Raw genomic sequence first — 25,621 nt, forward strand, 5'->3', positions numbered from 1 at the left:
CGGAATTCGGCGCGTCCCTGGGCAAGTGCGTCACATTTTGCATTAATCTCCACTAACCGTATGAAGACGATCAATTACCGATCGTATCCGATCGATTTTCGGAGATAACATGCGCAAGCTTCGCAAGGCTGCCGTCATGGTGGCTGTCCTCGGCAGCGTCGGCCTTCTCGGCGCGGGCACGGCCTCCGCCAACGCCGGGCCGGGCGGTGGCCACCGCCAGCTCCAGCCGAGCCAGCAGACCGCCATCCGGACGCTGCCGGGCCAGCAGGTGATCATCCGGCAGCAGCCGCAGGTCATCATCCGGCAGCAGCCGATCCGGCAGTACACCGCCCCCCAGCAGCCGAGACGGCAGATCGTCGTCCGGCACCAGCCGGTCCGTCAGAACATCGTCCGGCAGCAACCGATCCGGCAGCCCGTCGTCCGGCAGCAGTCCAACGGCCGGCGCGGCTCGTCGCACGGCCACAAGATCGTCATCCGGCAGTTCACCTCGTGCCGGACGTTCGACAAGAACGTCGACGTCCTCGGCGGGGTCGGGGTCGCGAACGGCTGGTTCGGCTCCTGGCACCGGTGGTTCGACCGGCGGGGCGTGGAGCACACCAGGATCGGCACGACCGTGGGCTGCAACAACGTCGTCCGCTTCTGAGCGCCCGGCACCACACGCCCGACGCACCCCGCGCAACAGCGCGGCCCGGATGCCCGCTCCTCGCTCGGTGAGGGGCGGGCATCGGTGTGCGGACCACGACCGCTTCCGGCGCTCTCCACCAGGGTGCACCCCCTCACCCGCCGACGCGGGACCCGGCCTCGTCGGGAATCGGCCACGGCTGACAAGCTGTCCCGGGCGGGACGGCATCGGGCGTCCCGCGACCGTGGGGAGGACCTGTCGTGGGTGTGGGTGTGGGTCTCGGTGGGACGCCGTCGGAGCATGCTCCCGGCGCGACGACGCGTCAGGTGCCGCCCATCGACCCGGAGTTGCGCACCGTGCTGGCGGCCATGGACGAGGCGGCACGGAGACCGGTCACCCCTCAGGACCTCGCGGCCAGGCAGGAGCGGGACGCCGCGGCCCGGCCCCGGCCGACGGTCCGGGAGCTGGCGGACGGCGGCCGGTTCGAGGTGGCGGAGGTGTCCGCGCCGGGGCCGCGCGGCGGGGGCGAGGTCAGGCTCGTCAGCGCCCGGCCCGCCGGGATCGCCGGGCCGCTGCCACTGCTGTACTACCTGCACGGCGGCGGCATGATCATGGGCAATGCCTGGTCCGTGCTTCCGCGGCTGCTGCGCGAATGGGCCCTTCCGCTGCGGCTCGCCGTCCTCTCCGTCGAGTACCGACTGGCGCCGCGGGCGCAGTACCCCGACCCCGTGGAGGACTGCTACGCCGGGCTCGTGTGGGCGGCCGACCAGGCGGCCGGGCAGGGCTTCGACGCGGACCGCATCATCCTCGGGGGAAAGAGCGCCGGCGCCGGCCTCACCGCGGCGCTCGCCCTGCTGACCCGCGACCGCGGCGGGCCGGCTCCGATCGGTCAACTGCTGCTGAGCCCGATGCTCGACGACCGCAACGACACCTTCTCCGGCCATCAGATGGCCGGCGTCGACACCTGGGACCGCACCTCCAACGCCACCGCGTGGCAGGCGCTGCTGGGCGACCGGTACGGCGCCGCCGACCTGCCGCCCTACGCGGCACCCGCGCGCGCCACGGAGCTGTCCGGGCTGCCCCCGGCCTACGTCGAGGTCGGGTCGGCCGAGACCTTCCGGGACGAGGCGGTGGCCTACGCCCAGGCGATCTGGCGCTCCGGCGGCGAGGCCGAACTCCATGTGTGGGCCGGTGCCTGCCACGGCTTCGACACCCTCGCGCCGCGGGCGGCCCTCAGCCTGGACGCCCTCGACGCGCGTACCCGCTGGCTCCGCCGGATCCTCGGACGCTGAGCCCGCAGCGGGGGCCGGTCCATCGGCCGGCGGCGCGGGCGGAGCAGCGGCGATCGTCACAGCCCGCCCTCCTCCATCAGGTCCAGGTCCGGCGGGACCAGCGTCGTCGACTCCACCAGGCCCTTGAGCAGGTTGTGCAGCAGGCTGTTGTCCGAGGGGCGGCCGGCGGACGTGTCGTGCATCAGCGGGTGGGGAACCCGGTGCCGTGCAGGCGCCGGCGCACCGCCTCGATGCGGTACTCGACCTTGCGCCCGCTCCAGCTCTCCTCGGAGCGGAGGTAGCGGAGTTGCTCGGCGGCGCGGCCGTGGCTCAGCGGGCGCGGGTCCTCCTCGCAGAGCAGGTAGCGCTGGCCCAGTACGACCAGCAGCAGCCGTTCGTCGTCATCCATCGGCCACCGGTCGGGGGCCACGGTGTCGGCGCGGCGACGGGAGACCGGGCCCTGGTCGTCGTGGCCCGTCACATACAGCTCGACCAGGTGCTCGCGGAATCCGGACCCCCGCACGAACAGCGGGGTGTAGCCCGGTGCGAGCGGTACCGGCTCGCTGCTGCCGTGCACCATCCGGCCGCGCGGCAGCCGCAGCAGCTGCTGCCCGGTGTTGGTGAGCCACCACTGCCGTCTGCGGAACGTCAGTTGACCGTGCCGGCGGCTGACCCGCAGGTCGTCCACGCCGACGCCCAGATCGACATCGGGCCGCTCACCACGGCCGAAGCGCACGGTCAGTCCCGTCCGCGGCGGCACCTTGATGCCGCCGGTGACGGTACGGGCGTGCAGGGTGCCGGGCCCCGTCGAGGCGACACCGCGCGCCAGGCTGTCGGAGAAGTGCATCGCCGGTCTCCTCGGATGGTGGCTCCAGGGCGTGTCCCTGGTGAGGTGCGGACGGCCTGCCATGGTGCGCCCCGGTGTTCGGGAGCCGTCCCCACGGTGTGCCGCTAGGACGTCGCAGCGGTCGAAGTTGCCGTAGGCGGGGTCCAGCTCCGCCCGCCGAACCGCCCGAGCACGGACGGCTCGACCAGCGCGCAGGGGTCGGCGGTGCGGTGGTCGCCCCAGCGGGACCCGGCGTCCGTCGCCCGCGTCGGCGTGCCGTCCGACGGCGCCGCGGGGCCCTGACCGCCGAGCAGGATCCGGACGGCGAGGACGACGACGGCGCCCAGCACGGCGGCCGATCCCGCGCCGATGAGCAGGCCCCGGAACCGCCCGATCCCGGCCGGCGGCGCTGCCGGCGCGCCCGCATCGTCGACGCTCGGCGCCGGCGTCGGCGCTGGCGTTGGCGTTGGCGCCGGCAGCGGGTCTTGTGGACCGGCGACCTCGCGGAGCAACCGGAGGGCCTGTGCCGCGGTCGGTCGGTCGGCGGGGTCGCGGGCCAGCATGGCCGGCAGCAGTTCGCTCAACACGCCCAGATCCGGGGCGAGTTCGACCTCGCCGCGGGCGGCCCGGCGGGCGAGGACGTACGGGTCGGCGTCCGCGCCGGTGGCGCCGGGGCGCGGCGGCCGGCCGGTGACCAGGTGGTGCAGCGTGGCGGCCAGGGAGAAGACGTCCGAGGCGCGCTCGGGGCGACCCCGGACGACCTCGGGAGCCGCGTAGTCGGGGGTGTAGCCGGCGGGGCGCCGCGGGGTGAGGGTCGCCGGGCGGCGCGCCGCGGCGGCAGCGGCGGCCGGTCCTCCAGGCTGCCCCCGCAGACGTACTCCATCACCAGCCGGGTCTGGCGCGTGCGCCGTCCGCGGCCCACCCGGAGCCGTCCCGGGGCGGGCAGGGTGAGCACGTCGTGCAGGGTGACGACGTGGGGGTGGCCGAACCGGGCGAGGGCCCGCGCCTCGGCCTCCAGCACGTCGAACGGGGCGGTCCCGTCCGCCGCGAGCAGCCGCTTGAGGACGACATCGCGCGGCAGCCGCTGGTCGCGGGCCAGCCACACCTCGCTCATGCCCCCGCGCAGCGGACCCCGCGTGAGCCGGTAGCGCCCACCCATCGTCGTTCCCAGGCGCACCGAGACGCCCCCTCACCCACGCTCCGGAAGTCCGCTGCCTGCGACCACCGAACGTAGTGGGTCACCGGGGCGTCACCGTGCGCCTTCACCGGATTTTCGCGTTCATCGGTGCAGGCGGGTCCAGCGCGTCCGTGGCGCGGCGGGCCCCCGCCGCGCCGACCGCTGGCCGAGTACCGCGCCCACCGCCCCGCCCACGGCCACGAACCCCACGGCCACCAGGGGCGGCGCGTCCACCCCGACACCGTCGAGGGCCCCGGTGAGCACCGGGACGAGGAACAGCACGAGGCCGACCATCGCCACTCCGCCACCGACCGCCACCCCGACCACGAGCCCGCGCTGCCGGCGCATGCCGCGCCGGGTCCTGGCGATCTTCTCCGCGACCTCCGGCAGCGCCACCGAGTCCTCGCCGCGCAGGTGCTCCCACAGCTCCCGCAGCCTCGCCACGTCCTCGTGCAGCCCGAACACCGTCTTGCTGTTGAGGTGGGGAAGCAGCAGCCGGCGCCCGTCCCGGTCGTAGAGCACGACGAACTCCGCGATCATGCCGGAGTCCGCGACGGCGGACGGGTTGGAGTGGATCTCGATGGCCTGGATGTCCGGCCACGCGGTCCCGCGCTCCCCGAACGGCCTGCGGAGCGTGATGCCGTCCGGCCCGGTGAACGTCGCGACGCGTCCGGACGCGATCCGCAGGAGGAGGAACACCAGGATCAGGAAGGCGGGCAGCGCGAGCAGCAGCCACAACGGCGCGCCGTTCCGGGAGATCTGCGCCAGCCCGGCCAGGATCCCGGTCAGCCCCACGCTCGGCAGGGCCAGCCCGCCCAGGCATCCCGCCGGAGCCCGGTACTCGGGGAAGTGCACGTCCTCGTCGATGGTCATCGTTCCTCGCCCGCCCTGGATCGCCGGTCCGCTCCGGTGTCCGGACCGACCGGAGCGCGGCGTCACCGTAGGACCGGGCGCGCGGGACGGGTCCCGGCGGTCCGCGGCCGGCGTCGGTCGCCCGCGGGGGAGGGGGAAGCGGCGAGGCGGGGCGGTCGGGTCGGGAGGGGGCGACGGGCACCTCCTCCCGACCCGACCGGTGCTCAGCTCTCGTCGGAGAGCAGTCGCAGCGAGATCGAGTTGATGCAGTACCGCTGGTCCGTCGGCGTCGGGTAGCCCTCGCCCTCGAAGACGTGGCCGAGGTGGGAGCCGCAGCGGGCGCAGCGGACCTCGGTGCGGACCATGCCGTGGCCGCGGTCCTCCAACAGCTCGACGGCGTCGGTGTCCTTGGGGTCGTAGAAGGACGGCCAGCCGCAGTGGCTCTCGAACTTGGTGGTGGAGCGGAAGAGTTCGGCGCCGCAGGCGCGGCAGGAGTAGACGCCGGCGGCCTTGGTGTCGGTGTACTCGCCGACGAAGGCGGGCTCGGTGCCGCCCTGGCGCAGGACGTGGTACTCGGCCGGGGTCAGCTCGGCGCGCCACTGCTCGTCGGGCTTGTCGATCTCGTACGTCATCGGGGGCTCCTCAGCTCATGCGCCCAGGCGGGTCAGGATGGCGGGGCCGAGGTCGGTCACATCGCCCGCGCCCATGGTGAGAACAAGGTCACCGGGGCGGCTCATTCCGGCGATCAGGTCCGGGATCGCGCTCTTGTCGGCCTCGGGGGTGACCTGGGCGCCGGCGGCCCGGGCGGCGTCGGTGATCAGGGCGCTGGTGACGCCCGGGATCGGGTCCTCGCGGGCCGGGTAGATGTCCAGGACGACGGAGGCGTCGGCGAGCGCGAGCGCCTGGCCCATCTCGGTGCCCAGCTCCTGGGTGCGGGAGTACAGGTGCGGCTGGAAGACCACGAGGATGCGGCCGCCGGACTCCTCGGTGGCGCTGCGGATGGCCTCCAGGTCGGCGGTCATCTCGGTGGGGTGGTGGGCGTAGGAGTCGATGACCTGGACGCCGGCGGCCTCGCCCTTGAGCTGGAGGCGCCGCTTGACGCCGGTGTACTTGCCGAGGGCGTCGGCGAGCTGGTGCGGCGGGAGGTCGAGGGCGACACCGGCGGCGAGCGCGGCGACGGCGTTGCCGGCGTAGTGCCGGCCGGGGACGGAGACCGTGAAGGTGAGGATCTTGCCGCTGGTGAGGGTGACGGTGACGTCGCTGGCCAGACCGTGCGGGGTGATCTGGAGGATGCGGACGTCGGCGTCCTTGGACTCGCCGTAGGTGACGATCTCGATGTCGTCGCGGTCGGCGAGGCGGGCGGTCAGCTCGCGGGCGCCGGGGTGGTCGGCGGAGACGACCAGGGTGCCGCCGGGGCGGACGCGGTCGACGAAGGTCTCGAAGGAGGCGTAGATCTCCTCCATCGAGGCGTAGTTGGCGTGGTGGTCCAGCTCGACGTTGAGGACGATGGCGACCTCGGGGGCGTACTTGTGGAAGCTGCGGTCGCTCTCGTCGGCCTCGGCGACGAAGATCTGGCCGGTGCCGTGCTCGGCGTTGGATCCCGGGGCGTCGAGGTCGCCGCCGATGGCGTACGACGGCTTCAGGCCGAGGGCGCCGAGGGAGACGGCGAGCATCGACGTGGTGGTGGTCTTGCCGTGGGTGCCGGCGACGGCGATGGGGCGCAGGCCGTCCATGAGGGCGGCGAGGGCGTCGGAGCGGTGCACGACGGGGACGCCGCGCTGCTGGGCGGCGGCGAGCTCGGGGTTGTCGGGGCGGATCGCGGAGGAGACCACGACGCTGGTGGCGTCCTGGGCGAGGTGCTCGGCGGCGTGCCCGATGTGGACGGTGACGCCGAGGTCGCGCAGGGCCTTGGCGGTCGCGGAGTCCTTGGCGTCGCTGCCCGCCACCGCTGCGCCGCGCTGCGCGAGGATCTTGGCGATGCCCGACATGCCGGCACCGCCGATGCCGATGAAGTGCGGCCGTTCCATCGAGGCTGGGATGGCGGTGGCGGGTGCCATGGATGGGTCTCCCTGATCGTCGAGCGGATCGTGCGGTCGAGCGTGGTGTCGTACGTCGTGCTGCGGACGATTCTCGCACCCGGCACCGACAGCGGCGGTCCGCGACCCCGCGGCGGTGTGCGCCGCGCGGCCGGCCCCGCGGCGGCGACGCTCAGCGGCGGATCAGGCCCTGGGCGGTGGCGGCGGCGACCGCGGCGGTGCGGGAGTCGACGCCCAGCTTGGAGTAGATGTGGACGAGGTGGGACTTGACGGTCGCCTGGCTGAGGAAGAGCCGCTTGCTGATCGCCGCGTTGGACAGGCCGTCGGCGACGAGCTGGAGGACCTCGGTCTCGCGGCGGGAGAGGGCGGTGGCGGGCGTCCGCATGCGGTCCATCAGGCGCAGCGCGACGGTGGGGGCGAGCGCGGACTTCCCGGCGGCGGCGGCCCGCACCGCGGCGGCGAGCTCGTCCGGCGGGGCGTCCTTGAGGAGGTAGCCGGTGGCGCCGGCCTCGATGGCGGCGAGGATGTCGGCGTCGCTGTCGTAGGTGGTCAGGATCAGGACGCGGGGGGCTCCGGGGCGGCCGGTGATCTCGGCGGTGGCCCGGGAACCCAGCATCCGGCCGCCGAACTGGAGGTCCATGAGGACCACGTCGACGTCGAGCCGCCCGGCCAGTTCCACGGCTTCCTCGGCGGTGGGGACGTCGGCGGCGATCTCGAAGTCCGGCTCGGTCTCCAGGACGGCGCGGAGTCCGGCGCGGACGACGGGGTGGTCGTCGGCGAGCAGCAGCCGGACGGGGGCGGCGGGTGCGGTCACGGGGCGGCTCCCGGTGCGGTCTCGGGGGCGGCGGACGGGTCGGGGCAGGGCAGGGTGACGGCGAGTGCGGTGCCCTCCCCCGGGGCGGACTCGACGGCGAGGGTGCCCTGGAGGGCGCGGGCCCGGGCGCGCATCGCGGCCAGCCCGAAGCCGGAGTCGCCGGCCGCCGCGGAGCCGGGCGGCGGGACCTCGGCGGGCACGAACCCGGCGCCGTCGTCGACGACGTCCAGGGCGACCTCGGTGTCCATGTAGCTCAGGGTCAGCTCGACGCGGCCGGCGGCGGCGTGCTGGACGGTGTTGGCGAGCGCGGACTGGGCGATGCGCAGCAGGGCGACCTCGTGCGGGGTGGGCAGCGGGGCGGGGACGCCGGAGACCTGGCAGTGCACGACCAGCCCGGAGGTGCGGGCGGTGGCGGCGCACAGCCGCTCCAGGGCGGCCGGCAGCGAACCGGCCTCCAGGTCGGGCGGGCTCAGCGCGCGGACGAAGCGGCGCGCCTCGGCGAGGTTGTCGACGGCGGCGGTACGGGCCTGCCGGATGTGGCCGAGGGCGGTCTCCGGCCGCTCCGGCACGGCCCGCTCGGCGGCCCGGAGCAGCAGCTGGATGCTGGACAGGCCCTGGGCGAGGGTGTCGTGGATCTCGCGGGCCAGCCGCTCCCGTTCGGCGAGGACGCCGGCGGCCCGCTCCGCGACGGCCAGTTCACTGCGGGCCTCGGTGAGCTCCTCGATGAGGCGGCGGCGCTGCTCGCTCTCCCGGTAGAGGGCCTGGTAGCCCAGGACGACGGCGATCGAGACCGCGGCGCCCAGGACGGGGCCGATGACCGTGCCGACGCTGAGGGTGTGGGTGTGCCAGGCGAATCCGGCGATGGCGAGGGCCGTACTGGCCGCGACGGCGGGCAGTGCCCAGCGCAGCGGCAGCAGGTGCAGCTGGACGAAGAAGAGCGGGAAGGCCAGCCAGACGCCGTCCGGGGTAAGCGCCAGCAGCACCATCCAGACCGCGACCACGGCGGCGAGCCAGAGCGCGGCGGCGCGGGAGGAGCTGCGGACCCGGGGCAGTACGGGGCCGAGGACGTAGAGCGTCAGCAGGACCACGGCGGTGGCGAGCACGGCCGGTGCGGTGGGCCTCCCGTCGGCCACCGCGCGTACGGCGGCGAGCGCGAGCAGCGCGGCCACCATCAGATGGAGGCACAGGCGCAGGACGCGCAGAACAGGGGTGAGGGAGTGGTCGGTCCTGGCTTCTTCGGTCACGGCCCCTTCAGGCTACGGTCCGGTTCCGCCGCCGGCATCAATCGAAAGGTGGAGCGCGGGCATCCAAAGGTGGAGGCCGGACCGCATCTTTCGGCCCCGGTGAACCACACCTGGGCGCGATGCCCGGTACCCGCGCGGTGGGCGACGGTGGGAGCCAGTCGCCGGGCAGCGGGCCCGGCACCGTTGTCGAGGATGGCCGCGCCGGTGTTCGTCGCCTGGAGAGATCTGAGATTCGCCAAGGGCCGGTTCGCCCTGATGGGGACCGTCGTCACCCTGATCACGGTGCTGGTGGGGCTGCTGTCCGGCCTGACGGCGGGGCTGGGCCGGGAGAACACCTCGGCGATCACCGCGCTCCCCGCCGACCACCTGGTCTTCTCCGCTCCCGCCGGGGACGGCAAGCCGTCGTTCACCGATTCCCGGCTGCCGGAGCGGACGGTGCGGGAGTGGGCCCGGGTGCCCGGTGTGCGGAGCGCGGAGCCGCTGGGGATCGCCACCACGAAGGCCGAGGGGGCCGGCGGGAAGTCGGCGGCGGTGTCGGTGTTCGGGGTGCGGCCCGGGTCGCACCTGGCGCCGTCCGCGGGGCCGGCCGGGGACGGCACGGTGGTGCTGTCCGAGAAGGCCGCCTCGACGCTCGGTGTACGGGCCGGCGACCGGGTCTCGTTGGGCGGCCGGAAGCTCGCGGTGGCGGCGGTGTCGGGCGCGGCGATGTACAGCCACACGCCGGTGGTGTGGGCCTCGCTCGGCGACTGGCACCGGCTGTCCGGGAGCCCCGGCGGCGCGGACTCCGGGGGCGCGACCGTGCTCGCCCTGTCCACCACCGGAGCGGACGGCCTGGCCGCCGCCGACCGCCGGCTGGACACCAGGACGGTGGCCGCCGCGGACGCCCTGACCGCGATCGGTTCGTACAGCGCCGAGAACGGCTCGCTCCAGTTGATGCGCGGCTTCCTGTTCGCGATATCCGCGCTGGTCATCGGGGCGTTCTTCACGGTCTGGACGATCCAGCGCAGCGGCGATGTCGCGGTGCTCAAGGCGCTCGGCGCCTCGACCCGCTATCTGCTGCGGGACGCCCTCGGCCAGGCCGTCGTCCTGCTGGTGGCCGGCACGGCCCTGGGGACCGCGACGGCGGCCGGGGTGGGCGCCGCGGTGGGCGGCACCGTGCCGTTCGTGCTCGACCCGTCCACCGTGCTGGTCCCGGCCCTGATCATGATCGCGCTGGGTGCCGTGGGCGCCGCGCTGTCCATCCGCCGCATCACGTCCGTCGATCCGCTGACCGCCCTGGGAAGTGCCCGATGAGCCTCGAACTGTCCGATGTCACCCTCACCTACCCCGACGGCGACACCCGGCTGACCGCGCTGGACGCGGTGTCGCTGACCGTGCCGGCGGGCTGCCTGACGGCGGTGGTCGGGCCGTCCGGGTCCGGCAAGTCCAGCCTGCTGGCGGTCGCCGCGACGCTGATCCGGCCGGACCGCGGGCGGGTGGTGATCGCCGGCCGGGACACCACGGGGCGAAGCCGCGCGGAGCTGACGACGCTGCGCCGCAGCACCATCGGGACGGTCTTCCAGCAGCCGAACCTGCTGCCGGCGCTGACCGCGGCCGAGCAGCTCCAGGTGATGGCCCATCTGGACGGCCGCTCGCCCCGTACGGCGCGGTCCCGGGCGCGGGAGCTGCTGGCGGCGGTGGGCCTGGCGGACCAGGCGGACCGGCGTCCGCACCAGTTGTCGGGCGGCCAGCGGCAGCGGGTCAACATCGCCCGGGCGCTGATGAACGAGCCCTCGGTGCTGCTGGTCGACGAGCCGACCAGCGCACTGGACCACGAGCGGGGCGCGGCGGTCCTCGGCCTGCTGACCGAGCTCACCCACGCCCGCGGCACCGCGACGGTGCTGGTCACGCACGACCGCTCCCACCTGGACGCGGTGGACGCGGTGGCGGAGGTGCTGGACGGCCGGCTGACCTCAGGGGCGGGCGCCGGGGTGTGAGGGTGTATGGGACGGGCGGGGGGACCGGCGCGTCCCGTACGCGCGGCTGCTAGTCGTCACGGTGCGAGAAGGTGGGGAACAGGCCGTGCTTGTCGGTCGCCCGCCTCGTGCCGGTTCCGCTCTCGGGCGTGGACTCCTCGGTCTCCGGGGCGGCCTGCCGCGACCGCTCCGGGTCGCGCTCGTCGTCCCTGGCCCGGCCCTCGCGACGACCGCGCTTGCGTGGCGCGTCCGGTTCCCGCTGCTCCGCCATGACGTCCCCTTTCCTCGATGCGCCGGTCCTCGGCGGTGCCGGCTGCGGCCCGCGGTGGGCCGCTTCCTGACCAGGAACGCACCGAATCGGGACAGCAGTCCGCTACAGATACCCCGTTCGGGTGGCGGGTCGGTGCGGGATTGACGTGATCCGGCGGGTGCGGGCCGTACCGGAGCGGGTCAGGCGCCGGACGCGTGCGGCTGGTCGTCGGCGGCGTGCGAGAACAGCTTCAGGACCGGGACGCCGACCTTGTGGCGGGCCCGGGAGGCCCAGTCGCGGTGGAAGAACTCCTCGACGAAGTGCGGGGTGGTCAGCACGATCACCTCGTCGGCGCCGGTCTCGTCGACCACCGACTTCAGCAGGTCCAGCGGATGGTCCTCGACCACCTGGCCGACCGCCTCGGAGCCCGCGGCGCGCAGCGCCTCCAGGGTGTGCGACAAGCCCTGTTCGGCGGGGAGCACGGCGTTCGCCCCGCCGGGCTCGTCGCCCTCCCGCACGGCGTCCTCGAACTCGCCGAGCGCGACATCGTCGATGGCCCGCAACAGGACGTCCTGTTTGCCGCGCGGCTGCATGAGGACGACGAAGGAGACCGGGTCATCGCCGTGCAGGGTGGTGACGAACTCCACGTCGGCGGGCGTCAGAGGCTTCTCGATCATCAGTACGCTCGTGAACACGACGGACGCCCTTCTTCTCTTCCGCACCGCTCGCCACGGTGCCCACAGAAACCATCCTGCCCCGTCGCCACACGGGACCTGTCGGCTTTTAGTGTGCCCAACGGAAGCTAAGCGGAACAGATAATTCCGCTCTTTCGAGAACCTGCGGCGCTGTCAGAACCGGCGGTAACGGGTGAACAGGAATCCGGACTCCTCCAGCACGGACACCAGCGCGAACCGCGCGGGAACCGCGACCGCGGGCCCGTCCATGATCCGCTGCGCATCGCCCACCGCCACCACCGGGGCCAGCGACAGACACATCTCGTCCAGCGCCCCGGCCGCAGCGAACTGCCCCAACAGGCGCGGCCCGCCCTCGGTGAGCAGCCGGGTGTGTCCCCGTCCGGCCAGCACCTCGGCCACCCGGGCCGGGTCGACGCCCAGCCCCTCGCCGGCGAAGAGCACCTCGACACCCGCCGCCCGGGCCGCGCGCACCCGGTCCTCGGGGGCGCCGGCACCGGTGAGCACCAGGGTGGGCACCAGCGGCTCGGTGAACAGCGGCAGGGCGAAGTCCAGCTCCAGGCCCGCGGTCACCACCGCGATGGCGGGGGCCGGGCCCTGTCCGGCGGCGGCCCGCCGGTCGGCGAACGCGGCCCGGGCGCGGGCCGGCCGGTAGCCCTCCCGCCGGACCGTCTCGGCGCCCACCACGACCGCGTCCGAGAGCGCCCGCAGCACCCCGAAGATCCGCATGTCGGCATCCCCGGAGAGCGGCTGGGAACGCCCCTCGTGGTGCGCCGCACCGTCCAGGGAGGACACCATGTTGGCGCGCAGCCATCCGGGGCGGCCGGCCCGCACCGGGTCGTCCGCCTCCGGGTACGCATAGGCCGTGGCCAGCTCGTCCAGCGTCCACTCGCGGTCGGCGGTCGTATCGGGACCGGCGGTCCGGTCGGCCTCCGGGGTGGGGGTGGTCGGGGTGGGGAAGGGGAACAGGCGTCGCATGGGCGCAGTGTGACATGCCTCGCTCACCCGGTCGGGTGATGCCACGCAGCGACTAGGCTGGACGGCTGTGTCACCTTCCCACTGCTCGTCCTCCCCCGCCCCCTCTCCGATAGCCGCGCCCCCGGCCGACGGGGACCGCGCCACGGCGCCCACCGCGCTCACCTCCCGCGCGCCGCACGTCCCGGCCGAGCGCCTGGTCGCCGAGATGGTGCCGCCGCCGCGCTTCCAGGGCGCCCGCTTCGACACCTACCTGCCGGACCCGGGGCAGCCCAGCCAGGCCGAGGCCGTGCAGGTCCTGCGGACGTTCGCCGCGGGCATCGACGGCGCGGACGCGGACACCGGCGGGAAGCGGCGCTGGTTCTCCCGGGGACCGAAGAAGACCGCCGCGCCCAAGGGCCCGCGCGGGGTCTATCTGGACGGCGGCTACGGCGTCGGCAAGACCCACCTGCTTGCCTCCCTCTGGCACGCGACCCCCGCCGCCCCCGAGCTCAAGGCGTTCGGGACCTTCGTCGAGCTGACCAACCTGGTCGGCGCGCTCGGCTTCCAGCAGACCGTGCGCACGCTCGGCTCCCACCGGCTGCTGTGCATCGACGAGTTCGAGCTGGACGACCCCGGCGACACGGTGCTGGTCTCCACCCTGCTGGGCAAGCTGGTGGAGTCCGGTGTGGCGCTGGCCGCCACCTCCAACACGCTGCCCGGCAAGCTCGGCGAGGGCCGGTTCGCCGCCGCCGACTTCCTGCGCGAGATCCAGGGCCTGAGCGCCCACTTCCGCGCCCTGCGCATCGACGGCGAGGACTACCGGCACCGCGGCCTGCCCGAGGCGCCCGCCCCGTACGACGACGAGACGGTGGCCCGCGCGGCGCACCACACCCCCGGCGCGTCGCTCGACGACTTCCCGGCCCTCCTGCACCACCTCTCGACGGTGCACCCCAGCCGGTACGGCGCGATGTGCGACGGCATAGCGGCGGTCTGCCTCACCGACGTGCAGGCGGTTCCGGACCAGTCCACCGCGCTGCGTCTGGTGGTGCTCGCCGACCGGCTCTACGACCGGGAGGTGCCGGTGCTGGCCTCCGGCAAGCCCTTCGGCGAGCTGTTCAGCGACGAGATGCTACGCGGCGGCTACCGGAAGAAGTACTTCCGTGCCATCTCCCGGCTGACCGCGCTGGCCCGGGACGCCAAGACGCTGGTGGCGTAGCCGGCGGCCGGTCGTCCGGCGGGCGCCGGGCGGGTCAGCCCGAGCAGGCCGAGCGCTGGGCCTCCTGCCACTCGCAGACCGGGCAGCGGACGATGCCCGGCCGGGACGCCGGGTATGCGGTCGGACGGCCGCACTCGACGCAGTCGGCGTGGGGCTCGCCCGCCTCGGCGCCGGGGGCCTCCGGGCCCGGGTCGTCCGGGTCGGGCGTGGGGTGCGGATCGGTGCGGGGCATGGGGCGAGCGTACGCCGCGGACCCGGAGCCCTCAGCCGCGGCGCCCGCTGAGGGCGCAGGCCAGGGCCGTGGCTGCGGACGCCAGCGGCACCGCGACGGCGAGCGACAGCCAGGGCACGGCGACGGTGCCCCGCTCGGAGCCGGTGATCATGCCGCGCAGCGCGGCGTTGGCGGGCGACGCGCCCAGCACGAGGACCAGCAGCGCGGCGATCAGCCCGACCGGGACGCCCCAGCCGGGGCGGCGCAGCACCGGCGGGGAGCACAGCGCGCCGATCCCGATGCCCAGCAAGAGGCAGACCAACGCGGTGAGCAGCCCGGCGCCGGTCGCGGGCAGCACCGGGACCGCGACCCGGTGGCCGGTCGAGTGCGGGTCGGAGAGCAGCGCGACGAAGGCCGTCCCGGCGAGTGCGAGGACCAGCGCCGCGCCGACCGCGGCCAGCAGCGCGGCGAGGTGCGCCCGGCCGGGTCCGGCGGCGGCCGCCACGCAACTGCGGGCGGCCGGCGGCTCGTTGGTGGCACAGATCCGGGCCAGCCAGACGGAGACCGGCAGCAGCCCGCCGGCGGCGTAGCCGTACGCGTCCAGGATCGGGCCGCCGGTCTGGACGCCGATCGCGAGGAACGCCGCGTAGGCGAGGAGCGGCGGCAGCCAGCGGTAGGAACCGACGAGCAGCGCCGCCTGATAGCGGATCAGCGGGGGCAGGGAGGCGGTCATGGACGGGGGGCCTCTCCGGGAGCAGGGGTTCCGGGGGTTCCAGGGGTTCCGGGGCCGGGCGGCTCGGCGGCGGCGACCACCCGGATGTGCCAGGGCGGGCGCGCGGTGAGCAGGGCGCGCAGCAGGGCGTCGGAGTGGACGGTGGCGACGGTCAGCCGCAGGCTGTTGCCGGGGCCGGCGGCGAGGTCCGGCGCGCCCGGCAGGCCGGGCGGCGGCGGGCTGCCCGGCGGACCCTCCGCCTCGACGACGGTCCGCGGGCCGGCACCGGCGTCGACCCCGTCGGCCGGCTCGGCGGCCGTACCGGGCTCCCGGGGCAGCAGCCGGCCGTCGGCGACGCGGTAGCGGGCGCTCGCGGCCCCGGCCAGTCGGCGCGGGTCGTGGTCGACGAAGACCACGGTGCCGCCGGCGGCGACCCGTTCGGCGACCGCGCGGTCCAGGGTGTCGCGGGCAGCCGGGTCCAGCCCGGTCCACGCCTCGTCCAGGACGAGGAGTTCGGGCTCGGCGAGCAGTGCCTGGGCGACCGCGACCTTCTGGCTCGTCCCCTTGGACAGCTCGGCCAGCGGTGTCCGGGCGTGACCGGCGGCGCCGAAGCGCGCCAGCCACTCGGCGGCGCGGTCCGCCGCCTCCGGTGTCCGCAGGCCGTGGACGCGGCCGAGGTGGGCGAGATAGCCGGCGGCGGTGAACGGCAGGGCGGCCGGGAACCGCTCGGGGACGTAGGCGGTGCGCGGACGCCCGGTGATCCGACCCGTGGTGGGCCGGTCGATGCCGGCGAGCAGCCGCAGCAGCGTGGACTTGCCACTGCCGTTGGTCCCCTCGATGCGCAACAGCGCGCCCGCCGGCACATCGAGCCGCACCTCGCGCAGCACCCAGGGCCCGCGCAGGCCGTAGCGCCGCCCGACCCCGTCCAGCCGCATCCGCTGCGCATCCTGCCGCGGCATCGGCCGCACCTCCCCCGCTCCCCTGTTCCCCTGTAGCCGCCGACGGTAGCCGGGCGCGGGCAGCATCGCTTCGGCGGGCGCGGGCTCGGCGACCGTCGGCGGTCGCGAGGGGGACTGTCGGTGGCGGCTGGCAGACTGATCGGGTGACCAGTACCGAGACCGCCGGCCCGTCCGGCGAGCACAGCGCGCCCACCCGGATCGACGACCAGCGGGCGCAGGCCCCCACGGAGCCAGCGCCGGAGTACGTCCTGCCGCTGGTGGTGCGCGTGGAGCGGGCCGCACCCCCCGGGCGCACGGACGCGCTGGAGACCGCGGCGCGGGCGGTGCTGGTACTGCTCTCCGACGAACGGGCCACCGACGCGGGCGAGTGGGCCCGTGCGGTGCACGACTGGCAGGACTCCCGGATACGGAAGGTGGTCCGGCGGGCGCGCGGAGCGGAGTGGCGGCGGGCCGAGGCCCTGCCCGGCATCACGGTCACCGGCCGCGAGGCCGAGGTGCGGGTCTTCCCGCCGGTGCCGCTGGACGGCTGGCCGAAGGACCTCGCCCGGCTCCAGGTCTCCGGCACCGAGCTGGACGAACCGCAGGCCCCCGCGGAGCCCGCGGACGGCGCGCCGGTGCTGTGGCTCAATCCCGGGCTGAAGATGTCGGCGGGCAAGGCGATGGCACAGGCCGGGCACGGCGCACAGCTGGCCTGGTGGGAGCTGTCCACGGCGGAGCGGGAAGCCTGGCGCGCGGCAGGGTTCCCGCTGACCGTGCGCACCGCGACGCCCGCGGCCTGGCCGGCACTGACGACCAGCGGACTGCCCGTGGTGCGGGACGCCGGGTTCACCGAGATCGCCCCCGGGAAAACCGTGGTGACCGAAGGGGGCAGCCGATTCTGCCCCCTCCCCCGCACACGACGGCCGTAGGTCGCGCGGATTGCGGACCACGGGCTGCCCGGCGTTCCGGACGGCGCCCGACCGAAGTCTGCCCTCGGGGCGACACCGTGGCCGCACCGGGCAGCACAGCAGGTCCCACCTGACGCGCCGTCAGCAACTACGGTCGGAAGATCTCCACATGAGGCGCCGAAGGGGACGCAGGGGACCAGATCGAAGGTCCGCCGCCCCTTTCGAACACCCCTATCCACCACCCCGCGCACCCACGCCACCCGCCGCGAACTGGCCGATTTCGACCGTGAGTTCCGTGCCCCTTACGGAATCGGGGCGTCGGGGTTCAGTGCCGCTGATCGAGGGTGGTCGCTTCGGCGGTGGCCTTCAGCTCGCGCAACGGCGCGTGGATCACGGCCTTGGCCCGGTAGCGAACCCGCGCGGGGGGCGTCGCCGGCGGCGGGGGCCCCGGTGGACCGCTCCCCCGTCCCCGCCGGCGGTCCGGCCCACCGCGGGACATACCGTGTCACCCATGCTGACCTCGCTCATCGGCTTCACCGTGGTGGCCGCGCTGCTCACCGTCTCCCCCGGCCCGGACTTCGCGGTGGTCCTGCGGACCGCGCTCGGCTCGGGGCGGCGCGCCGCACTGTGCAGTGCGCTGGGGATAGCCGCCGGCTGCTTCGTGTGGGGGCTGGCCGGGGCGGTGGGGCTGACCGCGATGCTGGCCGCCTCGCAGACGGCGTACGACGCGCTGCGGGTGGCCGGAGCGGTGTATCTGGTGTGGCTCGGGGTGCAGGCGCTGCGCGGCGCCCGGCGCCGGAGCGGCGCGGACGCGGCGGAGCACGGGCCGGCGGAGGAGGCCGCCCCGGCCGTTCCGGGCAGCCCCTGGCGGGCGTTCCGCGGCGGACTGCTGACCAACGTCCTCAACCCCAAGGTCGGGGTGGTCTACCTCTCCCTGCTGCCGCAGTTCATCCCGCACGGCGCGCCGGTGGTCGGCACGACGCTGCTGCTGGTGTCCGTGCACGCGGTGCTGGGTGTGCTGTGGCTGGGCGGGGTGGCCCTGGCGGTGCACCGGGCGCGGGCGGTGCTGCAGCGCCCGCGGGTGCGGCGGCGGCTGGACCAGGCCACCGGCGGCGTGCTGGTGGCGCTGGGCGCGGCGGTCGGGTGGGAGGTCGCCCGCTGAGCCGCGGCGGGACGCAACGGCCGGCGCACGGCACGGTCCGGGCCGGCCTCTGGTGAGAGAAGCTCAAATCAACCTCTGAACCGCGCGGGTGCGGGATTCGCCCCGCCCGCGCCGGGTCAGGACTACCCCGACCGTGGGGAGCACAAAGGGGGAACCATGCGTCGTTTGGGGACGGGCATCGGCTGGCGGCCGGAGATCGCCGCGGAGATCGCCGCGCTGCCCGGGGTGGACTGGGTGGAGGTGGTGGCCGAGAACGTGTGCCCCGGCCATCTCCCGGACGCCCTGCGGGAGTTGCGGGAACGCGGCACGACGGTGATCCCGCACGGGGTCTCGCTCGGGCTCGGCGGCGCGGACCGGCCGGACGCCGGGCGGCTGGCGGCCCTCGCCGAGCGGGCCACCGCGCTGGAGGCCCCGCTGGTCACCGAGCACATCGCGTTCGTCCGCGCCGGCGGCCCGCTGACCGCGTCGCCGGTGCTGGAGGCCGGGCACCTGCTGCCGATGCCGCGCACCCGGGACGCGCTGGACGTGCTGTGCGAGAACGTCCGGATCGCCCAGGACGCGCTGCCGGTGCCGCTGGCCCTGGAGAACATCGCCGCGCTGTTCGCCTGGCCCGGCGAGGAGCTGACCGAGGGGCAGTTCCTGTCCGAGCTGGTCGAGCGCACCGGGGTCGGGCTGCTGATCGACGTCGCCAACCTCCACACCAACCACGTCAACCGCGGCGAGGACCCGACCGCGACCCTCGACGAGCTGCCGGTCGAGGCGCTCGCCTACGTCCATGTCGCGGGCGGCGTCGAGCGGGACGGGGTGTGGCACGACAGCCACGCCCACCCGGTGACCCGGCCGGTCCTGGACGTCCTCGCGGAGCTGTGCGCCCGGACCGATCCGCCCGGCGTGCTGCTGGAGCGCGACGACGACTTCCCCGAGGGCGGCGAGCTGGCCGGCGAACTCGACGCGATCCGCGCCGTGGTGGAGGAGGCGCGCCGTGTCCGGGCGGCTTGAGGCGGTGGCGGACACCGGTCCGGCCCGTGCGCGGTTGGCGCTGGCGCAGGCCGCGCTGCTGTCCGCGCTGGTGGCCGGGACGCCCACCCCGGAGGGCTTTGATCCGGCCCGGCTGCGGGTGCAGAGCCGGGCCCTGGCCGCCAAGCGGGCCTCGGTGGTCGCCAAGGTGGCACCGGAGCTGACGGAGATCCTCGGCGACGGCTACCGGTCGGCCTTCCTCGGCTACGCCCGGCGCCGCCCCATGGCCGGCGGCTACCGCCAGGACGCCCTGGACTTCGCGGCGTTCCTGCTGGCGCAGGACCACCCCGCGGACCCCGTGGCACGGCGGCGGCTGACGCACTGGTGGCGCGACCGGGCCGGTCCGCGACCGCCGTCCGGGGGCCGCGCGGCACAGCTCGCGCGGGCCGCCGCCCGGCGGGCAGGGTCCCTGCAGCGCGCGCTGCGCCGGAAGTGAGGTGCCGCCGTGTCGTTCACGCAAGGGGTGTATCTGAGCCTCGGCCTGTCGTCGCTGGCGCTGCTCGTCGGGGCCCTGGTGGTGCGGCTGCGGACGCCGGCGGTCGGGCGGGCGGCCGGACCGACCCGTGACGTCCGGGAGTTGGCGTTCCTGGCCGGCGGGCCGGGCCGGGTGGCGGACACCGCGCTCTGGGTGATGCACGAGGACGGGCGGCTGGCGATCGGCGGCCCGGGCGTGGTGACGGTGCGGCGCGCCGCCGCGCACGACCCGGTGGAGGCGGCCGTGCTGGACGCGGTCGCCGCCACCCCGGGCGGGGCGCTGGCCGCCGTCCGCGGGCGGGTGATGCGCAGTGCGGCGGTGCAGGAGGTCGGCGACCGGCTGGCGGCCCGGGGACTGCTGCGTCCGCCGCGCGCCGGCCGGGGCTGGCGGCTGCTGGCCGGGCTCCAGGTGAAGGCGAGCCTCGTGCTCTTCGCCGTCGCGCTGGTGCTGTCCTTCCTCGCCGTCCGCGACGGCGGTGGTCCGTGGGCGCCGCCGGTGGCCGTCCGGGTCGTCCCGGCGGTGGCCGTGGGCCTGCTGGTCGGGCTGCCGTGCCGGCGGTTGTTCACCCGCCGGATCACCCGGGCGGGCCGGTCCGCCCTGGCCGCGGCCCGGCCCCGGGGCACCCGGCCCGACGACCTCCGGGGCCTGGAGGCGGCCTGGCGGGTCGCCGGGCTGGCGGTGGCGCTGGGCGGTACCGCGGTGCTCGCGGACGAGTTGCTGCGGGACCACTTCGTGCAGGCCCAGGGGGCGGTGGCGGCCTCGACACCGTCGGGCGGGTCGTCGGCGGGCTCCGGCGGGTGCGGCGGGGACGCGGGCTCGGCGTGGTGCGGCTCCTCAGACGGCGGTGGGGACTCCGGATGCGGGGCGTCCTCGTGCGGCGGCGGGTCGTCGTGCGGCGGGAGTTCGGGCTGTGGGGGCTCCGGGTGCGGCGGCGGGGGCTGCGGCGGCGGTGACTGACGAACCGTCAGATCGGGTGTCCGCACGAAGGGGCTGGCCAGGGCGGCGAGTTCGGCGCCCCGGCCGGCCGGGGCGCACTATCCACAGGGTGAGAAACGTCATGGCGGCCGCGCCCGCCGTCCCGTAGAACGTCCACCATGTGGCTCCTCTTCCTCCTGCTCGCCTGGGTGGCGGCGGTCGTCTCCTGTGTCCGGGTCTGCCGCACGGCGGTCGTCACCGGCCAGGCCCAGCACCGCGCCCAGGACACCCCACCGGACACCGCGCCGGACGCCGACGGCGCCCTCGCCGGGCTGACCCTGTACGAGACGGCCTATCTCTCCGGCGGCCCGCACCGACTCGCCGATGTGGTGCTCGTCCTGATGGCCCAACAGCGGCGGCTGCACCTCGCCCACACCGGCTGGGCCACGGTCGTCGACCCGGTCGGCCAGGACCCCGTCGAGCGGGCCGCGCTCACCGCCATCGGCCCCGAGGGGCAGTGCCGCATACCCGCCGTCCGGACCGCCCTGTCCGGCACCGATGCGGTCCGGGGGCTGGCCGACCGGCTGGTCGACGCCGGTCTCGCGGCGCCCGCCGCGATCCGCACCGCGGTCCGCCAGGTCCGCGGCGCCGCCCTGGTGGTGCTGTCGGCCGCCGGCGCGACCTACTGGACGGCCCCGTCCGGCGAGCCCGACCGGCTGGTGCTGGCGTGGTTCGCGCTCCCGCTGATCCTCGCCCTCGGCACCTGGGCCATCGCCCGCGCGGAGGCCCGCCCGTCCATCGGCTGGGCCACCGAGGCCGGCGCGGCGCGGCTGCGGCAGGAGCACCCCGGCGTGCGGGACAGACGTCCGGCGCCGGAGCCGGCCGGCCTGACGGGACTCGCCCTGCACGGACCCGCCGTGCTCGTCGATCCCGGTTTGCGCGCGGCGCTCCACTCTTCCGGGGCATAGCGTCCGACACCGCCGTACGGTGCTTTACTTCGCCCTCGGTTGGCCCAACTATCCCTTTTGTATGCCCACCGTGCGACCCCGTGCAGCGAGCCCCTCCCCGGAGCCCCGCACCGCGCACCATATGAAGGGACGGCTCGTGAGAGCACTTGCGTTGTACGGCGCCCTCGGGTCGCTGGTCCTGACCGGCCTCGCCTCCGCACCGGCCGGCGGCGCCGCCCGGGACCCGGCGGCGCCGCCCGCCCCTGTTCGCCCCCTCACCTTCGGCCGGTGCGCGGGCGTGGAGCACCTCCCGGCCTCCGTCGAGTGCGGCACGCTCGCCGTCCCGCTCGACTACGCCCGGCCGCACGGCAAGCAGATCAAGCTGACGGTCAGCCGGACCCGGGCCACCTCGTCCGCCGAACGGCAGGGCGCCCTGGTCTTCAACCCTGGCGGCCCCGGCGCGTCCAGCATGCAGTTCCCCCTCTACGGAGCGCTGCCGACCTGGCGCCGGACCGCCCGCGCCTACGACTTCGTCGGCTATGCGCCGCGCGGGGTGGGGCGCAGCGCCCCGCTGTCCTGCCAGGACCCCAAGGACTTCACCAAGGCGCCCACGGACAGCCCGCGGTACCCCAGCGAGTCCTTCAAGCAGAAGAAGGTGGCGGAGGCGAAGGCGTACGCCCACGGCTGCGCTCAACGGGCCGGCGCCGACCTGCCGTTCTACAACTCGGTCAACAACGCCCGGGACCTGGACATGCTGCGGGCGGCGCTCGGCGAGAAGAAGCTGACGTTCATGGGCGCGTCCTACGGGACGTACTTCGGGGCGGTCTACGCGACGCTGTTCCCCGGCCATGTCCGCCGGATGGTCTTCGACAGCGTGGTCAACCCCGATCCCCGGCAGATCTGGTACCAGAACAACCTCGACCAGAGCGTCGCCTTCGAGCGCCGCTGGGGCGACTGGCTGCGCTGGGTCGCCAAGCACGACGCCACCTACCACCTGGGATCCGACAAGCAGGCGGTGCAGCACTCCTACGACACCGTCATCCAGCGGCTGCGGCGCGCGCCGGTCAACGGGAAGATCGGCCCCGGGCAGCTCCAGGCGGCGTACCTCAAGACCGGCTACAACGACGCGTTCTGGCCGATGCGCGCCGAGGCGCTGTCGAAGTACCTGCGCGGCGACGCCCAGCTGTTGATCGCCCAGGCACTGCCCTCCGGCGACGGCCAGGGCGAGGAGAACGCCAACGCCGTCTACACCGCCGTCGAGTGCAACGACTCGGCCTGGCCGCGCAACTGGCACGTCTGGGACCGGGACAACACCGCCCTGGCCCGCACCGCGCCGTTCGAGACCTGGGACAACGCCTGGATGAACCTGCCGTGCGCCTTCTGGCCGGAGCACCGGCAGTCGGCGGCGGCCGGCGTCGAGGAGGCGATCCGCACCACCACCCAGCGGGCCGTCAAGGGCGCGTCGGCCGGGGACGCCCTGGCCCACGCCTCCCAGCAGGCCGCCGACACCGACCTGGACGACGCGCTGTACGGGCGGGGCCGCCCGCTGGACATCCGCACCGAGCCCGGCGCGCTGCCGCCGGTGCTGCTGCTGGCCGCCGAACGGGACGCGGCCACCCCCTACCCGGGCGCGCTGGAGCTCCAGCGGCGACTGCCCGGCTCGTCCCTGGTGACCGAGCGGGACGCGGGCACCCACGGCATCGCGTACGGCGACAACCTCTGTGTCAACACCTACGTCGAGACGTACCTGCTGCACGGGAAGGTCCCCGGGCACCGGGCGTACTGCGGACCGCGCGCCGAGCCGGTGCCGGGGCAGCCGCTCCAGCGGGCCCGGCCGACGCTGGTGCAGCAGGTGAAGGGGCGGTAGCCGCCCCGGAGCGTGGAGGTCGGGGCCGTCCCTTCGGGGGCGGCCCCGACGTCCGTGTTCCGGGGTGTCCGACCGGTCAGGCCAGGCCGGCGACCAGCTCGGCGACCGGCTTGCGGCGGCCGGTGTAGAACGGGATCTCCTCGCGGACGTGGCGGCGCGCCTCGGAGGCCCGCAGGTGGCGCATCAAGTCGACGATGCGGTGCAGCTCGTCGGCCTCGAAGGCGAGGATCCACTCGTAGTCGCCGAGCGAGAAGGAGGCGACGGTGTTGGCGCGGACGTCGGGGAAGCCGCGGGCCATCTTGCCGTGGTCGGCGAGCATCCGGCGGCGGTCCTCGTCGGGGAGGAGATACCAGTCGTAGGAGCGCACGAACGGGTAGACGCTCACGTAGTCGCGGGCGTGCTCGTCGGCCAGGAAGGCCGGGATGTGCGACTTGTTGAACTCGGCGGGACGGTGCAGCGCCATGTTCGACCAGACCGGCTCCAGCGCGCGGCCCAGACGGGTGCGGCGGAAGCGGTTGTACGCCTCCTGGAGGTCGTCGGAGTTCTCCGAGTGCCACCAGATCATCACGTCGGCGTCGGCGCGCAGCCCGGAGAGGTCGTAGGTGCCGCGGACCACCACGTCCTTGGCGGCGAGCTGGGCGAACAGCTCCTCGACCTCGTCGGCGTAGCCGGACCGGTCCTCGGGGAGGACGTCGCGCAGCTTGAAGACCGACCAGAGGGTGTAGCGGATGACCTCGTTGAGGTCCTTGGCCTTCTTGCCGGCGTTGGGGATCTTGTCGGAGGCGGGGGTGGAAGCGTCTGTCATGTCGTCCATTCTCACTCGCCGCCGGCGACGCCCGGCGTCAGGGTCCCGAGGACCTCGTCGGCGGCCCGGTGCGCGGAGGCGATGCACGCCGGGATGCCGACGCCGTCGTAGAGCGCGCCGCAGACCCGCAGCGGGCCCGGCAGTCCGGCGACCGCGGCCCGGATCCGCGCCACCCGGTCCACATGGCCGACGGCGTACTGCGGCAGCCCGCCGTCCCAGCGGGTGACGGTGGTGGCCACCGGCCGGGCGGTCAGGCCGACCGCCTCGCCGAGGTCGGCGAGGGAGAGGGCGACCAGTTCGGCGTCGTCGCGCTCCAGATCGGCCTCGTCGCCGTACCGGCCGAGGGAGGTGCGCAGCACGAACAGGTCCGGGTGGGCCTCGGCGATCCAGTTCCACTTGTGGCTGGCGAAGGTCGACGCCTTGATCCGGTGGCCGTCGACCGGCGGGACGAGGAAGCCGCTGCCGCGCGGAACGGCCGTCAGATCGGCGCGCCGGAAGGCCATGGTGACCAGCGCCATCGAGGCGTACTCGACGGCGGCCAGCTCGCCGGCGGCGGCCGGGGAGCCGGCGCGCAGCAGGCGTTCGGCGGCCGGCGCGGGCGCGGCCAGGACCACCGCGTCGGCGGTGAGCACCCGGTCGCCGGCCTGGACGTGCCAGCCGTCCGCGGCGCTCCAGCGCAGCTCGCGCACCGGCGTGCGCAGCAGGATCTCGCCGCCCGAGCGGCGCACCGCGTCGGCGACCGCGCCCGGCAGCGTCCCGATGCCGCCGGCGATGCCCATGAAGACCGATACCGGGCCGGTCGCGGCCGGCCCCTCGGGCACGGCGGCCGCGGCGCGCTCCTGGATGCCCCGGACGCCCTCGATCAGCGAACCGCCGCGCCGGGCCGCCTCGAAGAGCTGCGGGACGGCGGCGCGCATCGAGATGCGGTAGGCGTCGCCCGCGTAGACCCCGCCGAGCAGCGGCTCGACGAGCCGGTCGACGACCTCCCGGCCGAGCCGGGCCGCGACGTACGCGCCGACCCCGATGTCGGTGCCGGCCTCGGTCGTCGGCAGCGTCCGGTCGTCCTCGATGCGCGCCAGGCCCTCCGGGGAGAGCACGCCGGAGGCGGCGAGCGGCCCGAGGTCGCCGGGGACGCCCATGACGTGCCCCTTGGGCATCGGGCGCAGCGCACCGCGGGTCCACAGGGAGGCGGTGGCGGTGCCGGGCGGCTGGAGCCGGTCGGCCAGGCCCACGGCCCGCGCCAGCTCCACCGCCTCCGGCCGCCGGGCCAGCATCGATTCGGCGCCGAGATCGACCGGTACGCCCGCGATGTCACCGGCCAGCAGCTTGCCGCCGAGGCGCTCCGACGCCTCCAGGAGGGTCACCCGGGCCCCGCCCGCCAGCAGCCGGTGCGCGGCGGCCAGCCCCGCGATACCGCCGCCGATGACCACGACATGACCGGGCGCGCCGCCCGTACCGCTGTGCGCTGTGCTCATGTCCTCCACTCTCTCAGAGCCGGTTCCGGCGCCCGGGAGCCGGTCCGGGCAGCGGGACCGCGACCTCTTCGGCGGGTTGCCGGGGCGGCGGGCGCGTCGGGCGGAACCGGGGAGACCGGCCGGTCCGGCGCGTCCGGTGAAGGTGGCCGGACGCCCCGTTGACACCGGGCGGTGCCGGGCAAAGACTCGGGGCGGCGGGTGGCGATCTTCGTACCGCCCGGCCGCCGAGCCGGTGTCGCGAGGACAGCGCAGACAGCGAAGACAGCGAGGACACAGC

Annotated in this window: 27 protein-coding genes and 1 pseudogene; 11 read left to right on the top strand and 17 right to left on the bottom strand. The window is 75.2% G+C overall.

All coding sequences use genetic code 11. From position 1 onward, the window contains the following. Positions 1–109 precede the first annotated feature (109 nt). Together MOV08_RS11590 and MOV08_RS11595 are read left to right on the top strand one after the other, a co-directional pair. A complete protein-coding gene (locus MOV08_RS11590) occupies positions 110–643 on the top strand; it encodes a hypothetical protein (protein WP_052286689.1) in 534 nt (177 codons plus the stop codon). Positions 644–948: 305 nt separating this feature from the next. Then, the gene (locus MOV08_RS11595; RefSeq protein ID WP_039631826.1) at positions 949–1,914 is read left to right on the top strand and encodes an alpha/beta hydrolase; all 966 of its coding nucleotides are present in this window, start codon (positions 949–951) and stop codon (positions 1,912–1,914) included. Positions 1,915–1,970: 56 nt separating this feature from the next. Here MOV08_RS11595 and MOV08_RS11600 read toward each other — a convergent pair whose 3' ends face one another. The 9 genes from MOV08_RS11600 to MOV08_RS11640 all read right to left on the bottom strand — a co-directional run bounded on the left by MOV08_RS11600 (position 1,971) and on the right by MOV08_RS11640 (position 8,842). Further along, the gene (locus tag MOV08_RS11600) at positions 1,971–2,096 is read right to left on the bottom strand and encodes a hypothetical protein (RefSeq protein ID WP_275307405.1); all 126 of its coding nucleotides are present in this window, start codon (positions 2,094–2,096) and stop codon (positions 1,971–1,973) included. Next, a complete protein-coding gene (locus MOV08_RS11605) occupies positions 2,096–2,740 on the bottom strand; it encodes an FHA domain-containing protein (RefSeq protein WP_275307407.1) in 645 nt (214 codons plus the stop codon). Before MOV08_RS11605 ends, MOV08_RS11600 begins: the two co-directional genes overlap by 1 nt. A gap of 104 nt (positions 2,741–2,844) precedes the next feature. Beyond that, positions 2,845–3,306 carry a hypothetical protein gene (locus tag MOV08_RS11610; RefSeq protein WP_275307408.1) on the bottom strand — a complete coding sequence of 154 codons (462 nt, stop codon included), beginning with the start codon at positions 3,304–3,306 and terminating at the stop codon, positions 2,845–2,847. Beyond that, a complete protein-coding gene (locus tag MOV08_RS11615) occupies positions 3,300–3,896 on the bottom strand; it encodes a protein kinase family protein (protein ID WP_275307409.1) in 597 nt (198 codons plus the stop codon). Before MOV08_RS11615 ends, MOV08_RS11610 begins: the two co-directional genes overlap by 7 nt. Before the next feature lie 102 nt (positions 3,897–3,998). Next, positions 3,999–4,769: a PH domain-containing protein gene (locus tag MOV08_RS11620; RefSeq protein WP_275307411.1), complete on the bottom strand. Its 771-nt coding sequence runs from the start codon at positions 4,767–4,769 to the stop codon at positions 3,999–4,001. 203 nt (positions 4,770–4,972) lie between these two features. Beyond that, positions 4,973–5,380, bottom strand: coding sequence for a peptide-methionine (R)-S-oxide reductase MsrB (gene msrB, locus MOV08_RS11625; protein ID WP_039631828.1), 408 nt, complete (start codon positions 5,378–5,380; stop codon positions 4,973–4,975). A 15-nt stretch (positions 5,381–5,395) separates the two neighbouring features. Beyond that, positions 5,396–6,805, bottom strand: a complete 1,410-nt coding sequence (murC, locus tag MOV08_RS11630) for a UDP-N-acetylmuramate--L-alanine ligase (protein ID WP_039631829.1) — start codon at positions 6,803–6,805, stop codon at positions 5,396–5,398. Between the two features lie 151 nt (positions 6,806–6,956). Beyond that, complete coding sequence (locus MOV08_RS11635) at positions 6,957–7,598, bottom strand: response regulator transcription factor (RefSeq protein ID WP_039631831.1); 642 nt, start codon at positions 7,596–7,598, stop codon at positions 6,957–6,959. Further along, positions 7,595–8,842, bottom strand: a complete 1,248-nt coding sequence (locus tag MOV08_RS11640) for a sensor histidine kinase (RefSeq protein ID WP_275307413.1) — start codon at positions 8,840–8,842, stop codon at positions 7,595–7,597. Before MOV08_RS11640 ends, MOV08_RS11635 begins: the two co-directional genes overlap by 4 nt. 204 nt (positions 8,843–9,046) lie before the next feature. Between MOV08_RS11640 and MOV08_RS11645 the strand changes: the two genes are divergently transcribed. Together MOV08_RS11645 and MOV08_RS11650 are read left to right on the top strand one after the other, a co-directional pair. Next, on the top strand, positions 9,047–10,135 hold the full coding sequence (locus tag MOV08_RS11645; protein WP_275311758.1) for an ABC transporter permease: 1,089 nt from the start codon (positions 9,047–9,049) through the stop codon (positions 10,133–10,135). Then, complete coding sequence (locus MOV08_RS11650) at positions 10,132–10,818, top strand: ABC transporter ATP-binding protein (RefSeq protein WP_275307415.1); 687 nt, start codon at positions 10,132–10,134, stop codon at positions 10,816–10,818. The genes MOV08_RS11645 and MOV08_RS11650 overlap by 4 nt, the downstream gene beginning before the upstream one ends. A gap of 49 nt (positions 10,819–10,867) precedes the next feature. Here MOV08_RS11650 and MOV08_RS11655 read toward each other — a convergent pair whose 3' ends face one another. The 3 genes from MOV08_RS11655 to MOV08_RS11665 form a co-directional block, all read right to left on the bottom strand. Further along, a complete protein-coding gene (locus MOV08_RS11655) occupies positions 10,868–11,068 on the bottom strand; it encodes a hypothetical protein (protein WP_039631840.1) in 201 nt (66 codons plus the stop codon). Positions 11,069–11,247: 179 nt separating this feature from the next. Then, on the bottom strand, positions 11,248–11,724 hold the full coding sequence (locus MOV08_RS11660) for an indole-3-glycerol phosphate synthase (protein ID WP_073448961.1): 477 nt from the start codon (positions 11,722–11,724) through the stop codon (positions 11,248–11,250). A 171-nt stretch (positions 11,725–11,895) separates the two neighbouring features. Next, positions 11,896–12,717 carry a pyrimidine reductase family protein gene (locus tag MOV08_RS11665; RefSeq protein WP_275307417.1) on the bottom strand — a complete coding sequence of 274 codons (822 nt, stop codon included), beginning with the start codon at positions 12,715–12,717 and terminating at the stop codon, positions 11,896–11,898. Positions 12,718–12,784: 67 nt separating this feature from the next. Between MOV08_RS11665 and zapE the strand changes: the two genes are divergently transcribed. Beyond that, positions 12,785–13,912 carry a cell division protein ZapE gene (gene zapE / locus MOV08_RS11670; protein ID WP_420834148.1) on the top strand — a complete coding sequence of 376 codons (1,128 nt, stop codon included), beginning with the start codon at positions 12,785–12,787 and terminating at the stop codon, positions 13,910–13,912. 34 nt (positions 13,913–13,946) lie between these two features. Here zapE and MOV08_RS11675 read toward each other — a convergent pair whose 3' ends face one another. From MOV08_RS11675 to MOV08_RS11685, 3 genes are read right to left on the bottom strand one after another with little or no spacing between them, the layout of a single operon-like run. Next, positions 13,947–14,144 carry a hypothetical protein gene (locus tag MOV08_RS11675; protein ID WP_275307419.1) on the bottom strand — a complete coding sequence of 66 codons (198 nt, stop codon included), beginning with the start codon at positions 14,142–14,144 and terminating at the stop codon, positions 13,947–13,949. A gap of 31 nt (positions 14,145–14,175) precedes the next feature. Further along, complete coding sequence (locus MOV08_RS11680) at positions 14,176–14,856, bottom strand: ABC transporter (protein ID WP_275307420.1); 681 nt, start codon at positions 14,854–14,856, stop codon at positions 14,176–14,178. Further along, positions 14,853–15,770 (bottom strand): ATP-binding cassette domain-containing protein, encoded by a 918-nt coding sequence (locus MOV08_RS11685; RefSeq protein WP_275311760.1) that lies wholly within the window; start codon positions 15,768–15,770, stop codon positions 14,853–14,855. The genes MOV08_RS11680 and MOV08_RS11685 overlap by 4 nt, the downstream gene beginning before the upstream one ends. A 221-nt stretch (positions 15,771–15,991) precedes the next feature. Here MOV08_RS11685 and MOV08_RS11690 point away from each other — a divergent pair, with 221 nt between their 5' ends. The 6 genes and pseudogenes from MOV08_RS11690 (at position 15,992) to MOV08_RS11715 (ending at position 23,064) form a co-directional block, all read left to right on the top strand. Then, the gene (locus tag MOV08_RS11690) at positions 15,992–16,702 is read left to right on the top strand and encodes an aminoacyl-tRNA hydrolase (RefSeq protein ID WP_275311761.1); all 711 of its coding nucleotides are present in this window, start codon (positions 15,992–15,994) and stop codon (positions 16,700–16,702) included. Positions 16,703–17,192: 490 nt separating this feature from the next. Continuing rightward, on the top strand, positions 17,193–17,843 hold the full coding sequence (locus tag MOV08_RS11695; protein ID WP_275307421.1) for a LysE family translocator: 651 nt from the start codon (positions 17,193–17,195) through the stop codon (positions 17,841–17,843). A 156-nt stretch (positions 17,844–17,999) separates the two neighbouring features. Then, positions 18,000–19,296: pseudogene (locus tag MOV08_RS11700) on the top strand (MbnB/TglH/ChrH family RiPP precursor modification enzyme). Between the two features lie 9 nt (positions 19,297–19,305). Beyond that, positions 19,306–20,292, top strand: coding sequence for a TIGR04222 domain-containing membrane protein (locus tag MOV08_RS11705; RefSeq protein WP_275307423.1), 987 nt, complete (start codon positions 19,306–19,308; stop codon positions 20,290–20,292). Positions 20,293–20,429: 137 nt separating this feature from the next. Then, on the top strand, positions 20,430–21,218 hold the full coding sequence (locus tag MOV08_RS11710) for a TIGR04222 domain-containing membrane protein (RefSeq protein ID WP_039631866.1): 789 nt from the start codon (positions 20,430–20,432) through the stop codon (positions 21,216–21,218). Between the two features lie 136 nt (positions 21,219–21,354). Next, positions 21,355–23,064: an alpha/beta hydrolase gene (locus MOV08_RS11715; protein ID WP_275307424.1), complete on the top strand. Its 1,710-nt coding sequence runs from the start codon at positions 21,355–21,357 to the stop codon at positions 23,062–23,064. A gap of 76 nt (positions 23,065–23,140) precedes the next feature. Here MOV08_RS11715 and hemQ read toward each other — a convergent pair whose 3' ends face one another. Both hemQ and hemG read right to left on the bottom strand, forming a co-directional pair. Then, positions 23,141–23,878: a hydrogen peroxide-dependent heme synthase gene (gene hemQ, locus MOV08_RS11720; protein WP_039631871.1), complete on the bottom strand. Its 738-nt coding sequence runs from the start codon at positions 23,876–23,878 to the stop codon at positions 23,141–23,143. Between the two features lie 2 nt (positions 23,879–23,880). Next, the gene (hemG, locus tag MOV08_RS11725) at positions 23,881–25,344 is read right to left on the bottom strand and encodes a protoporphyrinogen oxidase (protein ID WP_275307425.1); all 1,464 of its coding nucleotides are present in this window, start codon (positions 25,342–25,344) and stop codon (positions 23,881–23,883) included. Positions 25,345–25,621 lie beyond the last annotated feature (277 nt).

This window comes from Streptomyces yunnanensis, assembly GCF_029011865.1.
GTDB lineage: Bacteria > Actinomycetota > Actinomycetes > Streptomycetales > Streptomycetaceae > Streptomyces > Streptomyces yunnanensis.

What these genes read in the sequence shown, in the direction of transcription:
- MOV08_RS11590 (WP_052286689.1), top strand. Translation starts at nt 110, where the DNA reads ATGCGCAAGCTTCGCAAGGCTGCCGTCATGGTGGCTGTCCTCGGCAGC.
- MOV08_RS11600 (WP_275307405.1), bottom strand. Translation starts at nt 2,096, where the DNA reads ATGCACGACACGTCCGCCGGCCGCCCCTCGGACAACAGCCTGCTGCAC.
- MOV08_RS11605 (WP_275307407.1), bottom strand. Translation starts at nt 2,740, where the DNA reads ATGCACTTCTCCGACAGCCTGGCGCGCGGTGTCGCCTCGACGGGGCCC.
- MOV08_RS11620 (WP_275307411.1), bottom strand. Translation starts at nt 4,769, where the DNA reads ATGACCATCGACGAGGACGTGCACTTCCCCGAGTACCGGGCTCCGGCG.
- msrB (WP_039631828.1), bottom strand. Translation starts at nt 5,380, where the DNA reads ATGACGTACGAGATCGACAAGCCCGACGAGCAGTGGCGCGCCGAGCTG.
- murC (WP_039631829.1), bottom strand. Translation starts at nt 6,805, where the DNA reads ATGGCACCCGCCACCGCCATCCCAGCCTCGATGGAACGGCCGCACTTC.
- MOV08_RS11650 (WP_275307415.1), top strand. Translation starts at nt 10,132, where the DNA reads ATGAGCCTCGAACTGTCCGATGTCACCCTCACCTACCCCGACGGCGAC.
- MOV08_RS11655 (WP_039631840.1), bottom strand. Translation starts at nt 11,068, where the DNA reads ATGGCGGAGCAGCGGGAACCGGACGCGCCACGCAAGCGCGGTCGTCGC.
- MOV08_RS11660 (WP_073448961.1), bottom strand. Translation starts at nt 11,724, where the DNA reads ATGATCGAGAAGCCTCTGACGCCCGCCGACGTGGAGTTCGTCACCACC.
- MOV08_RS11665 (WP_275307417.1), bottom strand. Translation starts at nt 12,717, where the DNA reads ATGCGACGCCTGTTCCCCTTCCCCACCCCGACCACCCCCACCCCGGAG.
- MOV08_RS11675 (WP_275307419.1), bottom strand. Translation starts at nt 14,144, where the DNA reads ATGCCCCGCACCGATCCGCACCCCACGCCCGACCCGGACGACCCGGGC.
- MOV08_RS11680 (WP_275307420.1), bottom strand. Translation starts at nt 14,856, where the DNA reads ATGACCGCCTCCCTGCCCCCGCTGATCCGCTATCAGGCGGCGCTGCTC.
- MOV08_RS11685 (WP_275311760.1), bottom strand. Translation starts at nt 15,770, where the DNA reads ATGCGGCTGGACGGGGTCGGGCGGCGCTACGGCCTGCGCGGGCCCTGG.
- MOV08_RS11695 (WP_275307421.1), top strand. Translation starts at nt 17,193, where the DNA reads ATGCTGACCTCGCTCATCGGCTTCACCGTGGTGGCCGCGCTGCTCACC.
- MOV08_RS11710 (WP_039631866.1), top strand. Translation starts at nt 20,430, where the DNA reads ATGTGGCTCCTCTTCCTCCTGCTCGCCTGGGTGGCGGCGGTCGTCTCC.
- hemQ (WP_039631871.1), bottom strand. Translation starts at nt 23,878, where the DNA reads ATGGACGACATGACAGACGCTTCCACCCCCGCCTCCGACAAGATCCCC.
- hemG (WP_275307425.1), bottom strand. Translation starts at nt 25,344, where the DNA reads ATGAGCACAGCGCACAGCGGTACGGGCGGCGCGCCCGGTCATGTCGTG.